This window comes from Pseudoclavibacter sp. 8L, from assembly GCF_902506465.1.
Lineage (GTDB): Bacteria > Actinomycetota > Actinomycetes > Actinomycetales > Microbacteriaceae > Pseudoclavibacter.
Genome location: NZ_LR733213.1, coordinates 1 through 13,792 on the forward strand (window position 1 = coordinate 1; position 13,792 = coordinate 13,792).

Annotated in this window: 12 protein-coding genes; 9 read left to right on the plus strand and 3 right to left on the minus strand. The window is 69.4% G+C overall.

The genetic code is table 11. The features are described 5' to 3' along the window. Positions 1-115: 115 nt before the first annotated feature. The gene (locus tag GV007_RS18810; protein WP_160075379.1) at positions 116-580 is read right to left on the minus strand and encodes an Asp23/Gls24 family envelope stress response protein; all 465 of its coding nucleotides are present in this window, start codon (positions 578-580) and stop codon (positions 116-118) included. A 349-nt stretch (positions 581-929) separates the two neighbouring features. On the opposite strand from GV007_RS18810, the gene GV007_RS18815 reads away from it, so the two are divergent. Beyond that, the gene (locus GV007_RS18815; protein WP_160075381.1) at positions 930-1,622 is read left to right on the plus strand and encodes a hypothetical protein; all 693 of its coding nucleotides are present in this window, start codon (positions 930-932) and stop codon (positions 1,620-1,622) included. Between the two features lie 258 nt (positions 1,623-1,880). Beyond that, positions 1,881-4,400: a LuxR C-terminal-related transcriptional regulator gene (locus tag GV007_RS18820; protein ID WP_160075383.1), complete on the plus strand. Its 2,520-nt coding sequence runs from the start codon at positions 1,881-1,883 to the stop codon at positions 4,398-4,400. Here GV007_RS18820 and GV007_RS18825 read toward each other — a convergent pair. Beyond that, the gene (locus GV007_RS18825) at positions 4,371-4,955 is read right to left on the minus strand and encodes a hypothetical protein (protein ID WP_160075385.1); all 585 of its coding nucleotides are present in this window, start codon (positions 4,953-4,955) and stop codon (positions 4,371-4,373) included. The genes GV007_RS18820 and GV007_RS18825 overlap by 30 nt on opposite strands. A 179-nt stretch (positions 4,956-5,134) precedes the next feature. Here GV007_RS18825 and GV007_RS18830 point away from each other — a divergent pair, with 179 nt between their 5' ends. Both GV007_RS18830 and GV007_RS18835 read left to right on the plus strand, forming a co-directional pair. Further along, complete coding sequence (locus tag GV007_RS18830; protein WP_160075387.1) at positions 5,135-6,223, plus strand: DUF418 domain-containing protein; 1,089 nt, start codon at positions 5,135-5,137, stop codon at positions 6,221-6,223. 142 nt (positions 6,224-6,365) lie between these two features. Beyond that, on the plus strand, positions 6,366-6,665 hold the full coding sequence (locus GV007_RS18835; RefSeq protein WP_104330328.1) for a hypothetical protein: 300 nt from the start codon (positions 6,366-6,368) through the stop codon (positions 6,663-6,665). Between the two features lie 57 nt (positions 6,666-6,722). On the opposite strand, the gene glgX is transcribed toward GV007_RS18835, so the two are convergent. Then, positions 6,723-8,768: a glycogen debranching protein GlgX gene (gene glgX / locus GV007_RS18840; RefSeq protein WP_228503129.1), complete on the minus strand. Its 2,046-nt coding sequence runs from the start codon at positions 8,766-8,768 to the stop codon at positions 6,723-6,725. 195 nt (positions 8,769-8,963) lie between these two features. On the opposite strand from glgX, the gene GV007_RS18845 reads away from it, so the two are divergent. The 5 genes from GV007_RS18845 to GV007_RS18865 all read left to right on the plus strand — a co-directional run bounded on the left by GV007_RS18845 (position 8,964) and on the right by GV007_RS18865 (position 13,717). Next, positions 8,964-9,266 carry a DUF427 domain-containing protein gene (locus GV007_RS18845; RefSeq protein WP_160075391.1) on the plus strand — a complete coding sequence of 101 codons (303 nt, stop codon included), beginning with the start codon at positions 8,964-8,966 and terminating at the stop codon, positions 9,264-9,266. A gap of 962 nt (positions 9,267-10,228) precedes the next feature. Beyond that, positions 10,229-10,918, plus strand: a complete 690-nt coding sequence (locus GV007_RS18850) for a DUF998 domain-containing protein (protein ID WP_160075393.1) — start codon at positions 10,229-10,231, stop codon at positions 10,916-10,918. Beyond that, positions 10,915-12,144 carry a sensor histidine kinase gene (locus GV007_RS18855; protein ID WP_160075395.1) on the plus strand — a complete coding sequence of 410 codons (1,230 nt, stop codon included), beginning with the start codon at positions 10,915-10,917 and terminating at the stop codon, positions 12,142-12,144. Before GV007_RS18850 ends, GV007_RS18855 begins: the two co-directional genes overlap by 4 nt. Beyond that, positions 12,141-12,803 carry a response regulator gene (locus GV007_RS18860; protein WP_160075397.1) on the plus strand — a complete coding sequence of 221 codons (663 nt, stop codon included), beginning with the start codon at positions 12,141-12,143 and terminating at the stop codon, positions 12,801-12,803. Before GV007_RS18855 ends, GV007_RS18860 begins: the two co-directional genes overlap by 4 nt. Before the next feature lie 197 nt (positions 12,804-13,000). Continuing rightward, positions 13,001-13,717: a GntR family transcriptional regulator gene (locus GV007_RS18865; protein ID WP_104244665.1), complete on the plus strand. Its 717-nt coding sequence runs from the start codon at positions 13,001-13,003 to the stop codon at positions 13,715-13,717. Positions 13,718-13,792 lie beyond the last annotated feature (75 nt).

Sequence of the window (13,792 nt, forward strand, 5' to 3'; positions counted from 1 at the left end):
CCGCCGATGATCATCGCGATCGCGACGAAGAAGAACGCCCAGAAGCCGAGGATGATCCAGGTGAGCGCGAGGACTGCGCCGATGAGGATGCCGGTTCGGGTGAGGGATGCGGTGTTCACTGGACTCGCGCTTCTTCCGTCTTGTCGTTGGTGTCGTCTTCGGAGGGGAGGTGCACGTCGTTGACGGTCACGTTGACTTCGGTGACCTCGAGGCCGACGATCGTCTCGATGGCGCGGATGACGTCGGCGCGGACGCCGTCGGCGACGTCCTGGAGGGAGACGGGGTACTCGGCGACGATGGTCACGTCGACGGCGACCTGCTTCTCGCCGACCTCGACGCTGATGCCCTGGCTCTGGTCGGTGGCGTTGATGGCGTTGCGGATGGCACCGATCGCGCGGGCGGCGCCGCCACCGAGGTCGTAGACGCCGCGAGCGTCACGGGCCGCGATACCGGCAACGCGAGCAACGACGCTATCGACGATCGTCGTCGTGCCGCGTCCGTTCGAGGTCGTCGGGACGACGCTGCTGGACGTCTGAGCCGTGCCGTGGGCGGAAGTCGTGTTGGGGGTGGTGTTCGCCATGATGCTCTTCCTTCTGTCTTTCTGGTCTCTGCCCCCGGTGCAGATGCATCGTGTGGGCTTGTACAGGTGAGACGCAGGCGACCCCGGAAGTGTCACAAACTCGTTTTCGGCTCTCAGCTTGCGCACAGCTTCGGCGCCCGAGGTCGCCTTTCACCCATGTTTTCCCCCGGGGATAGGGGGATCTCGCCGATGCGAAGGCCGATGTTAAGCGCATCCGGACAGGGCTTCGTCCGTACCTACAGTGAGGTCTCACCGAGTCCAGCGGCATCGCGACTCGTGTGGCACCGCAGCCCCCGCCCGGTGCTCTTCTCGAATTTTCCGAGGCCCCCGCCTCGACAAGGAGTCCCCTATGAGCGCGCTCGAAACCGAAGCCAAGTCCGGCTTGACTCGTCGTTCGCTGGTCACCGGTGCAGTGTGGTCCGTGCCGATCATCGCGGCAGCCACGGCCACCCCCCTCGCCTCCGCATCGCAGTGCACGGCCGGAACCCTGGACTGGGCAGCACTCGCGGCTGGCGCGAACGTCACGACGGTGACCGTTCCCGGCACCGCCCCCACCACCACCGCGACCTTCTCGATCACGTACTCGTCTGGGTCCACTCCGTCGGCTGCCAGCGGTCGGGTAGCAGCGGGCCCCCAGGGCGGCGTCACCGGCAACTACTACCGCATCGAGTTCTCGAACCCGATCCCGAACAACTCGGCGACGGTCCGCATCGCCTTCAACCGCCCGGTGACCGGCCTCAGCTTCTCCCTTCTCGACATCGACGCCACGACGAACGGCTACCGAGACAACGTCGAGGTCCTGACGGCAGGGTTCGCCGCCGCACGCCAGGCGCGCGTCATCGGTGCCGGCACGGCGGGGGATCCCTTCCGGATGGATACGCCGTACGGCAACATCGCACCCACGTCGAACCAGGGCAACGTGCAGCTCACCTGGGCAGCGCCCGTCTCGGCCGTCGAGTTCCGCTACTTCCAGCCAGGCGACTCGACCAACTCGCAGAACATGGTCATCGGACTCGGCAACCTTGCCGTGAACCCCTGCTAGCACTCGGCGGGGAGTAGGCGCTCCTCGGGCGCCTCGAGACCGGCGGCCCCGCCGCCGCGCGCTCTGTGCGCGCCGCAGCTGTGCGATCATGCTCACGCACCACTCGCGCGCGCTGCCCCAGCGTCGGCGCGACCCCAGCCGAGCACGAGCGTCCATCCCCGGAAGCGTCCGAACACCGTGAAGCCGTCCCCCCAGCAGGAACCGCGCAGTGACCGACTCCGAGCATTGCTCGGTTCCGCCAGCACATCGCGAGCTGTCGTGATCCGCGCCCCATGGGGTTTCGGGAAGTCGCGTGTTCTCGACGGGTGGGATGAGGGTGACGGTCGCCGTGTCGTCCGCGTCGTCATCGCCCCTCAGGGCGCGACCCGCGAGAGCTTCTGGCGCGACGTCGCAGCGGCACTCGCCGGGCAGGGTTCCGAACACTCCTCGCTTGGCGACCCCCGTCCGGCCGCGGCGCTTGTCGAGGACGCCCTCTTGGCGCACCCCCTGACGCTGGTCGTCAACGGGTTCGAGCATCTGGACGAGCAGCCGAGCGTGGAGGCGGAGCTCATCGTGCTGCTGACGCGCGCGCCCGGTCTCCGGGTCGTGATCGCCAGCCGACGGGAGACGAGCTTCGAGGACCCTCGCACGCGCATGTCGTTGGATGTGCGGGTCATCGCGGCCGAGGAGCTGCTGTTCACGACCGACGAGATCGAAGCCGAGCTGCGAAGCGCCGGAATGGCCGCCCCAGCCTTGACCGCGGTCGTCGAACGTGCTTCGGGTGGCGTGCCAGCGCTCGTGAAGCTCAGCCTGCTCGAACTCTCCGGAGGGGCTCACCCGACCACGGTCGACGTGCTGGAGCGATGGCTCACCCAGCGGCTCGGCGACTACGTCGCCGCGACGATCCTCAGCGGTGACGACGACCTCGCCGCGCTCGCCATCGGCGCGGACCTCCTCGATGAGACCCTGGCAGGTCAGCTCACCGCTCGCCCCGGGGCCCAGGTGCTCCATGCATTCGAGCGCAGTGGACTCGGTGCGCGAGAGCGACTCGTGCTGGAGGACGGCCAGAGCCAAGCGGTGTTCCGCTTCACGCCGACGACCGCGCGAGCAGGTCGTGCGTGGTTGCAGGCCAAGGACGCGAAAGCCCTCTTCGGCCAGCGCCGCTCCTTCGCCGCCTGGGCGAAGGAACGAGGGCAACCGCACGCGGCGCTGACGGCCGCCGTCGATGGATCCGACTACGCGCTGGCCTCGAGCATCGTCATGGACCACTGGTTCGAGCTCGGCGACGACCGTCCTCAGGTGGTCGCAGCGCTCGAACGGCTGCCGCGCGTGACGATCGCGCGGTGGCCGCTCCTCGGAGTGGAACTCGCCCTCTGCTACCTCGCGATGAAGGACCACCAATGGCGAGCCGCGGAGGTCTTCGCGCTCAGCCTGACCGGGATCGGGCTTCGGCGGGGAACCGCATCTGCCACCGAGCAGCTCATGTACGTGCTCCTCGAGATGGTCGCAGCCAGAACCGTGTTCGGGTCGTACAAGCAAGCCCGGCACCATGCAGATCGCCTCTCGAGGATGCTCTCCGAGTTCCCCGCGGCCGAGTACGAGCACGCCCACCGCGTCATCCCGCACGCGATCTCCCAGCTCGCCGCAACGCAGCTTTTCACCGGGGCGACCCAGGACGCGCTGCAGACGCTCATCTCCGGCACGGCGACCGCGCGCCGCCTGCGTGCACCGCTCCGCGCCCAGTACTTCCCGCTCTCCCTGCGCGCGGGCGCCCACGCGATCGCGGGCGAGCTCGCCGAAGCGCAGCTGGCGATCGTGGAATCGGACGGCATCCCCGGCCAGGAGCATCGGCACAACGACTACAGCGGCTCGCCCGCTCGTCTCGCCGAGGCCTACCTGCACCTGGAGGCGGGCCGCTACCAAGCGGCGCTGGAGGTGCTCGCGCGGCTCCACCCCCACTACCGCACCATCGAGAACATCCACCTCCTCCTCGAAGCCGAGACCTGGGCGCACATCGGACTGGACCCCGCCCAAGGGCTCGACCGCATCCTCGAGATCAGGAAGCTCGCGGAACGCCAGCGCCGACTCCCGAGCTACGTGACCGCGCACCTGGACCGTTCGACGGCTCACGTCGCGCTCGCCACCCATCGCGTCGCCCTCGCCGCGCAGTACTCGCGCGGCGTCGACGTGCTCGGACGCGTGCCAGCAGCCATCCTCCACGCCAAGGTCGACCTCGCTCGGCAGTCGGACACCGATGCCCTCGGCGTGCTGCTGCGCTACCCACCCGCGCGAGACACGCCCCTGCGCGACCGCATCGACCACGAGCTCACCCTCGCGACGGCCCACCAGCGGACCGGACACCGCGACTCAGCGGTCACCCTGCTCCGGAGCGCCGCGGCGAGCCTCACGAACGCCGGGCTGACGCTCCCGCTCCTCGGCCATCGCTCGATCGGGCATGCCGAGCTCACGTCGCTCGCGAGGGAGACCGGCATCTTCCTCCCGAGCCTGCCCGACAGCCTCACCGCGCCTGACGGGTCCCAGCACCCCGCGCCGCCGAAGCTCACGCCGAGGGAGATCGCCGTGCTGCGGGAACTGATGGACAACGCCAGCTACGCAGAAGTCAGCGCGCGCCTCGACGTCAGCATCAACACCGTCCGCACCCAGGTGCGTTCGCTGTACAGCAAGCTCGGGGTGCGTTCACGCGAGGAAGCGATCAACGCCGCGCTGACCGTCCATCTGCTCGACGACCAGCGGCGCCCCGGAGGGCGATCAGACCAGACCGGCCGAACGCAGCTGTGAGCGCAGGCGGCGCATCAGCGCGCCGAGAGTCGCGTACGTGAGCACACGGATGCAGAAGAGCAGCACCACGAGCGCGGGCGTCGCTGCGCCCGGCGCGAGGACCAGAAGCGACATCGCGGCGATCGCGGTCCCGCCGGCAGCGCACGCGAGCAGCCACGTCGTCCATGGCACGTCGCTCTTCGCCGCCTCGTCCGCTGGGCGGGACCTCCCCTGGACGAGGCGTCCGAGGAGCAGGACAAGCTCCATCACCAGCGCGGGCACGGAGAGGGCGACGATGGCGATGGCCCCGAGCGGGGTGATCATGAGGAAGATGCCGGTACAGAACGCGACGATGATCGCGCTCCCGAAACGGGGCACGAGCAACGCTGCGAGCATCGGCAGCATCATCGTCATCGACGCGACGACCGCGTAGGCGGGCGGGTTCACCGTGGCCAGGACCGTCGTCACGGGTGCCAGGGCCAGAGCGACCACCGCATTCAGGGCAGCGAGGGCGCCGAGGCGAAGCAGCGCAGAGCTCGCCCAGCGAGTCGGTGCACGTGATGTCCGCGAGTTCATGCAGTCGTCCTGTCCGTAGCCGAGTGTCTGCTGCCATTCTCCAACCCGGCGGTGCGTCCAGGTCACCCCAGAGGCTGACTCGGGTCCACCCGGCGGCGGACGCGAGCCGTCCCGCCCCCGCCAGATGATGGGTCGTCGCGTCATTCCCGAGATCCGGGCCGCGCCGCGAAAGGCATGTCTTGACTTCCCCCTCTTCCCCCGAACGCACACCACCTGCACCTGCATCCGCACCCGCCGGTGGCCGAATCGCCGCCCTCGACGTCATCCGTGGTGCCGCACTCTGCGGCATCCTGTTCGTCAACATCGCCCCGCTCGTGCACTTCGGCTACGACACCGGCGTGCTCCAGCCCACCGATCTCGGCGACCCGAGCGGCTGGCTGCAGCTGTTCGTGCAGCAGCGCTTCTTCCCGATCTTCTCGCTGCTCTTCGGGATCGGCTTCGCGCTCTTCTTCGACTCCGCCGCGCGACGCTCGCGCCGACCGAGGCTCGTGCTGCTCAGGCGCCTCCTGATCCTCCTCGCCATCGGCATCCCCTTCGAGTTCCTGCAGAGCGGCTCCGCGCTGTGGCCGTACGCCATCGCCGGCCTGCTCGTGCTGCTCCCCAGCACCTGGCTGCCGCGCTGGGCTGTCGCCGTCGGTGCCGCCGTGCTCATCGTCGCGAGTCTCGCGCTGACGGGTGGCGGCATCACCCTCATCCCCGGCGTCTTCCTCCTCGGCGCCGCCCTCACTCGGTACGGCATCGTGCAGTCGATCGGCCGCTCGCGTGGCGGCTCCGTCGTAGCGCTCCTCGCCTTCACCGCGGCCTCGATCCCGCTCGCGATCTGGCAGGCGGGGGACATCCGGATGTCCGGCTTCGACCTCGCCTCCGGGCTCGCCGGATTCGCGATGGCCGGCGCGTACATCGCGCTGCTCTCACTGCTCATGACAACCCGCGCCGCCCGCGGCCTGCAGGCCGTCTTCACGCCGCTCGGAAAGATGGCGCTCACGAACTACGTCGCGGCAGCCCCGCTGATGCTCGCCGCAGGTGGGCTCTTCGACCTGCCCAACAGCACCTCGTGGACGCTGCTGCTCAGCATCGTCGTCGGCATCCTCGTGCTGCAGTGGATCGCGAGCACGCTCTGGCTGCGTGCCTTCACGCAGGGACCGCTCGAATGGCTCTGGCGGTGGGGCACGTGGGGCACGCGCGGGCCCCTCCGGCGAGACTCGGCCCGGAGAGGCTCCACGCGCGACACCGAACTCAGTGCTGAGCGGGCGAACGCAGCAGCGTGAACGACCCCTCCTCGACCATGAGCGTGCTCACCGGGTATCCGGGCGCTGACGTGCTGCTCGTCGTCGCTTGCTGGACCGGCGTCGATCTTGCTTGGGCGTTCGCGGGGAGGGGTGCCCAGGGAGGCCTCGTAGTGTGCACGCCATGGACGTGATGCACCTCGATGGCTCGTCGGATCCCGCCCGAGTGGAGGACCTGCCTGCGCTGCTCGCCGAGCTCGACGATGCGAGTGACGAGGAGCCGGACGTCGGCGCCGGCGACCCGTACGGCTGGTTCGTCACCGCCTTCGCATCCGGAACCGTGGTGCTGTCGCATGCGGCACGACCGCACGATCCGGAACTCGTGCTCTCCGATGTACCCAGGGATGAGGCCCTCGTCATCTTCACCGAGGTCGTCCGCGGAGAGATGGACGCCGTCCTCGCGCGCCCCTGGGTCGAAGACTGAGCACTCGGCGCTCCCCTGTCAGCTTGGACGCAGGGAGCGCCGAAGACGCAGCGACCGTCAGCGCTCGGCGGGCGAACGCAGCAGCGTGAACGAGCCCTCCTTGACCATGAGCGTGGTCACCGGGTCGCTGACGCGCTGCTCGTCGTCGCTCGAGAGCGCCAGCTCCCAGGTACCGTGAGGTGCCTCGGGAACCGTGAACTCGACGGCGTTCTCCGCCGCGTTCAGCAGCAGGGCAAAAGAGTCGGCGCCGACGTGCGAGAACACGAACGCGATGGAACGCGCATCCGGGTTCTCCCAGTCCGCGTCGTCGAAGCCACGCGCGTCGGAGCGCAGCACGTCCACGGTGTCGTCGGCACCCGTATCCGGTGCCTGGCGGAACCAGACCGGCCGCAGCGCTGGATGCTCAGCACGCAGTGAGAGCAGCGTCCGCGTGAACTCGAGCAGCTCGTTGTCGACCGCCTCCCAATCGAACCAGGAGATCTCGTTGTCCTGGCAGTAGGCGTTGTTGTTGCCGCCCTGCGTGCGGCCGAGCTCGTCGCCGCCGAGGATCATGGGCACGCCCGCCGAGAGGAGCAGCGTCGCGAGCAGGTTCCGGCGCTTGCGGGCGCGGCGCTCGTTCACCGCCTCGTCCTCGGTGGGGCCCTCCGCACCGCCGTTCGCCGAGCGGTTGTCGCTCTCGCCGTCCTGGTTGTCCTCGCCGTTCGCCGTGTTGTGCTTGTCGTTGTACGCGGTGAGGTCGGCGAGCGTGAACCCGTCGTGCGCTGTGATGAAGTTCACGCTCGACAGCGGCGAGCGGCGGCTCGCCTCGTACACGTCAGGTGAGCCGAGGATGCGCTGCGCCGTCGTGCCGAGGGTCGCGTCGCTGCCGTTCCAGTAGTCGCGGGCGTCGTCGCGGAACTTGCCGTTCCACTCCGACCAGTCCGCGGGGAACCCGCCCACCTGATACCCGGCCGTATCCCACGGCTCGGCGATCATCTTGACCGGCGCGAGCACCGGATCCTGCTGGATGAGCGTGAGGAAGGCGCTGTGCAGCTCCGCGTCGCCGCCCTGACGGGTGAGGGTCGTGGCCAGATCGAAGCGGAACCCGTCGACGTGCATCTCGCTCACCCAGTACCGCAGCGAGTCCATGATGAGCCCGAGCGCGGCCGGGTGGCCCACGTTCACGCTGTTGCCCGTTCCGGTTGTATCGAAGTAGTGGCTCTCGTCGCCCTCCACCAGCCGGTAGTAGGCGGCGTTGTCGATGCCCTTGAACGACAGCGTCGGCCCCAGGTGGTTGCCCTCAGCCGTGTGGTTGTAGACCACGTCGAGGATCACCTCGAGGCCGGCCGCGTGGAGGGCCTTCACGAGCTCCTTGAACTCGGCGACCTGGCCGCCGCCGTCGCCGGCGGCCGCGTAGTCGCCGTGCGGGGCGAAGAAGCCGATCGAGTTGTAGCCCCAGTAGTTGCGGAGCCCCTTCTCCTCGAGGTGGCTGTCCTGCACGAACTGCTGCACGGGCAGCAGCTCGACCGAAGTCACGCCGAGGTCGACGAGGTGCTTGATGGCCGCCGGATGCGCGAGGCCCGCGTACGTTCCGCGGATCTCCTCCGGCACCTCCGGGTGCAGCTGCGTGAAGCCCTTGACGTGCACCTCGTAGACGACCGTCTTGTCGAGTGGGACACGCGGCGAAGCGTCGTCGCCCCAGTCGAAGCTGGGGTCGGCGACGACGCTCAGCGGAACCGAGCCTGCCGAGTCGCTGTCGTCGCGCCGCTCCGGCTCGTTCATGTCGTGGCCGAACACCGACTGCGACCAGGCGTACTGGCCCTCGATCGCCGTCGCGTGCGGGTCGAGGAGCAGCTTGTTCACGTTGTGGCGGAGGCCACGCTCCGGGTCCCATGGGCCATCGACGCGCAGCCCGTAGCGGGAGCCGACCTGCAACTCGTCGACGAAGCCGTGGAAGACGTGGCCCGTGCGGTGCTCGAGGCGTGTGCGGGTCTCAGCCCCAGACTCGTCGAAAGTGCACACATCCACAGAGTCTGCGGTCTCGGAGTAGAGCGCGAAGTTCGATCGGCCGTCGATGGTGCTGAGGCCGAGCGGATACGGGCGGGAGGGTTCGGAGTTCGACAACGGAGGACCTTCCAATGGCGGGGGAGTTGGGGCCCGACGCGGATCCCCGCCGCTGAGAGTAGGGCAGGCGTTCGGCGTCGCTGCCGACGTTCTCCCAGGTACGAGCGACGCGCATCCACGCACATCACCCTTCTCCCAGCTGACGGGGCGACGCTTCCCGTCTACCCACTCGCTATTCGTCGGAGGAAGACCACCATGAAGGCAACTGTCAACGGAACCGTCATCGCCGAAGCGCCCGAATCGGAGCTCGTCGGCATCGAGGGCAACCACTACTTCCCGCCGTCGTCGCTGCACTCCGAGTCGTTCGCGAAGAGCGACACGCAGTACACGTGCCCGTGGAAGGGACACGCGCAGTACTGGGACGTCGTCGTCGACGGTGCCACGCACCGCGACGCGGCCTGGAGCTACCCGGAGCCGTTCGACGGCTCGACCGAACGCGTCGGCCACGACTTCGCCGGCTACGTCGCCTTCGACAAGTCGCAGGTCAGCCTCGGCTGACGCCGCGCGCCGCGCCGCGCCGCGCCGCGCCGCGCCGCGCCGCGCCGCGCCGCGCTGCGCTGCGCTCCCGCGAAAAGGCCACTTTCGACCCTCCGGAGGGCTGAGGATGGGCGGAAAGTGACCTTTTTGGTTGGTGAGGCCGCGAGGTGAGACCTAGCCCGGGTGACCGCCGAGCCCCATCCGCCTGCCTGCCCGAGTCCGCCTGCGCACCCTGATCCTCAACCGCCTGCGCCTCCGCACCCGTCTCCGCCAATAGGCCGTTTTCGACCCTTCGGAGGGCTGAGGATGGGCGGAAAGTGACCTTTTTGGGGTGGTGAGGCCGCGAGGTGAGCCCTGGCCGGGGTGACCGCCGAGTCGCGTCCGCCTGCGTGCCCGAGTCCGCCTGCGCACCCTGATCCTCAACCGCCTGCGTCTCCGCACCCGTCTCCGCCTCCGCCTCCGCGAAAAGGCCATTTTCTGCCCTTCGGAGGGCTGAGGATGGGCGGAAAGTGACCTTTTTGGGTGGTCAGGCCGCGAGGTGAGCCCTGGCCCGGGTGGCCGCCGAGTCGCGTCCGCCTGCGTGCCCGAGTCTGCCTCCGCGAAAAGGCCACTTTCTGCCCTCCGGAGGGCTGAGGATGGGCCGAAAGTGACCTTTTCGGGTGGTGAGGCCACGGGCTGAGCCGAGGCCCGCTTGCCCGCTTGGCGGCCTCCGGACCCGCATCCGCATCCGCATCCGCGCCCAGACGCATATCCGCATCCGGACCCGCATCCACAGTGCCGGATGGGTCAGTTTCGGCCCTTCGCGGGGCCGACCGAGGGCGGAAAGTGACCTCTTCGAGCGGGAGAGGCAGCGTCGCGGTAGATCGCCTTCCACCTTCCACCTTCCACCTTCCGCCGTCAGCCCGCGGGCCCCCGGCTCGTACCCAGGTACGAGAAATCGGGCGTTCGCTCAATCCCCGCCCGCGGATTCCTAACGTGAGGGGATGCTTGCGCACAGACTCAGCGAATCAGAACGGCCTCCCACGACGCCGACCGCGATGAGGGCGGCGGCCGCGATCCTCCTCGTGAGCGTTGCGACGATCTGGTTCACAAGATCGCAGGTGACGGAGCAGGTGTACGTCAGCGGATTGGGTGCCACGGGTATGCCAACGGCCGACGTCTTCAACACCGCTCTCCTCGGGATCGGCGTCGGCGCACTCCTCGGGGCCCCTTCGCTCGCCGGGATCCGATCAGGGCTGCGCTGGTTGAGCTGGAGCGCATCCGGCACCCTCGTCGCCACGGCGCTGGCGTTCGTAGGGGCATCCCAGATCACCTGCACGTACGGCTGCCCCATCCCGTTCACGCCAGGCTCGACGCTGCAGGATCTCGTTCACATCGTCTTCGCCGCGACGGGCTTCACCGGGGCTGCCGTCGTCATGGTGCAGCTCGCGACGAGTTCGCTGCCGCGCCCGACGCGGCTCATCGCCTGGGGAGCTGCCGGCGCGACCGGCCTCGTCGCGGCAGCTGGCGCATCCCTCTCGCTCCTGCGGTTCCGGACGGATCTCGGCGCGACCCTCGAGTTCATCGCCATGACGGTCGGGGTGGTCTGGCTGGCTGGCCTCATGGTGCGACAGGCTCTCCTTCCCGCCGAACGAGCCCGCGCTACTGTGTTGCCCGTGAGCGTGCTTTCGTGACCGAGCCCAGCGAGGGGCAGCCGACCAGGGCGTTGCGATTCACGCTCGGGGACGCCGCGCTCCTGGCCGTGTACGTGCTCTTCAACGGGTCGATCCTCGGGTGGCAGGCCCTCTACGTGGGCATCCCCGTGGGCGATCTTGCCCCCGAGCTCGTAATGCTCGCGATCGGGTGCATCGCCATCTCCCTGCGCCGCGCCGCGCCCGCCGTCGCGATCTCCGCCGCGGCCGCCACCTTCGCGCTGGCGGTGCCGCTGCAGCTCCCCGCCGACCTCTTCGTGCTCGCCGTCGTGACCTACTCGATCGCGGCGGGCGGCACGCCCCGCGTGGGGATCTTCTCGTGGGTCGGCCTCAGCCTCGTCGCCGCGATCAGCGCGTCCACCCTCCGGCTCGTCGTCGACGATCCGCCGCTCGTCGGACGCTGGCAGGTCGACCTCCTCCTCATCGTCGGCGTCGGCGTCGCGGCTCTGCTCGTCGGTCTCGCGGTCGGGATGCGCCGCAGGTTCATCGCCTCCCTCATCCAGCTCGCCGAGGAGCTCACGATCGAACGCGACCGCTCCGCTCAGCTCGCGACGCACGCCGAGCGAGCGCGCATCGCCCGCGAGGTGCACGACATCTTCTCGCACGGCCTCCAGGTGATCGTGAGCAGCGCCGACGGTGCCTCGGCGGTCCTGGACCGCGACCCTGACCAGGCTCGAGGGCTGCTCGCCGCCATCTCCGACACGGGGCGACGCTCGATGCGCGAGGCACGCACCGTGTTCTCGCTGCTCAACGACGCCGAGACTCCGGCCGACCCTGCACCGCAGCCGTCGCTGGACGCGCTGCCGGAGTTCATCGATCGCTCCCGCGACGCCGGGCTCGACGTGCGGTTCACGGAAGAGGGCACCCCTGACCTCGACGCCACGCGCCAGCTCGTCGCCTACCGGGTCACGCAGGAAGCGCTCACGAACACGCTGCGCCATGCCGGTCGCGACGCTCGGGTCGATGTGACGCTCACCCACTCGCCGTCCGGTTCGTGTCTCGAGGTCGTCGACGACGGGCCGCCGAGCGGAGCGCCGCTCGGTGCAGCGAGCCGCGGCTCGGGCTCCGGCCTCATCGGGATGCGGCAGCGGCTGGACATCGTGGCAGGCAAGCTCGAGGCGGGCCCCCGAGCGCATCATCCCGGCTGGCGCGTTCGGGCCGTCATCCCGTCGGTCGCCGCCTCTGCGGAGAAGGGGCTCGCGTCGTGAAGATCCGCGTCGCTCTCGTCGATGACCAGGACCTGGTCCGCACCGGCTTCCGCCTCGTCCTCGAAGCGGACGGCGACTTCACCGTCGTCGGTGAGGCATCCGGTGGTCGCGCGGGGGTGGCGCTCGCCGCCCGAACGCGGCCGGATGTCGTGCTGATGGATGTGCGGATGCCCGACCTCGACGGCATCGCCGCGACCCGAATGATTGTCCGCGACAGCCCGGTCCGCGTGATCGTCCTGACCACGTTCGACAGCGACTCCTCGGTCACGCAGGCGCTGCACGCCGGCGCGAGCGCCTTCCTGCTGAAGGATGTGCGCCCGGCCGAGCTCATGCAGGCCATCCGCGACGTCCACGCGGGCGACTTCGTGCTGCCCCCGGCGCTGGCGAGGGATGTCGGGGAGCTCGCAGACCCCGATGCCGCTCGCACGCTTCCTCCCAGCGGGGCACCCGAGCTGAGTGTGCTCTCGCCGCGAGAGCTCGAGGTGCTCATCGCGATCGGCCAGGGCCTGAGCAACCCCGAGATCGCGGTCGAGCTGTTCCTCAGCGAGTCGACCGTGAAGTCGCACGTCGGACGCATCCTCGCGAAGCTCGAGCTCCGCGATCGCATCCAGGCCGTGATCCTCGCGCACCGCGCCGGCCTCGTCGGCGGTGCGGCCTAGGCTCGGGCGATCCGGCCCGCTGCGCCGCGCCGCGCTGCCTGCCCGCCCGTCCGCCTGCCCGCCGTGCGAAAAGGTCACTTTCCGCCCTTCCGAGGGCTGTTGACGGGAGGAAAGTGACCTCTTCGGGACGGTGAGACCGCGAGGCGAGCCGTGGCGGTCGTCGCAGCCGGGTCCGGACGCGATGGGATACTGGCGGGATGGCACGCGTCAGTGGTTCAACAGCTCTCGAGGGTGTTCGTGCCCTCGCCGCATCGCTCTCGCCGGGCGAGTTGCTGCCGTCCGAACGCACGCTCTCAGCACAGCTGGGGGTGGCACGCATGACCGTTCGAGCGGCGATCGATGTCCTCGAGCGTGAGGGCCTCGTCCGCACGAAGCGCGGCATCGGCACCGAGAAGCTCGCCCCGCCCGTCTCCCTGCAGGTTCGGCTGCGGTCGTTCGCGAGTGCGGTCCGTGAGCACGGGATGCGCGCGGAGACGCGGGTGCTGTCGTTCGTGCGAAGCACGGAGCGCCCGGCCGAGGTGGAGGAGCACCTGCAGCTCCCGCCGGAAGCTGAGACCATCCACCTGCGCAGGCTGCGCCTCGGCGATGATCGTCCGCTTGCGCTCGAGGACGAGTGGCTGCCCGCGGCCCTGGTGCCGCAGCTCGACGAGGAGACAGCCAAGGGGAGTCTCTACGAGATGCTCGAGACGCTCGATCTGCTGCCGACGGAGGGGGTCGAGGTCGTCACGGCCACGCTGCCGAGCCCCGAGGAGATCGAGGTGCTCGGCATCGCCGCGAGCTACCCGGTCCTGCGTCTCACTCGCGCCGCGATCGCCCGCGGCCTGCCCATGTCGTACTCGCGTGCGACGTTCCCCGCGGATCGTTTCGAGCTCACGTTCCCGCTCCAGGAGCGCCTCACGCTGCCCTTCTCCTGACGCAAACCGAACCACCGGCGAACTCTGGTCTATACCAGGGCGGATTTTCCAAGTAGAGTCCCCCTAACTTTTCCT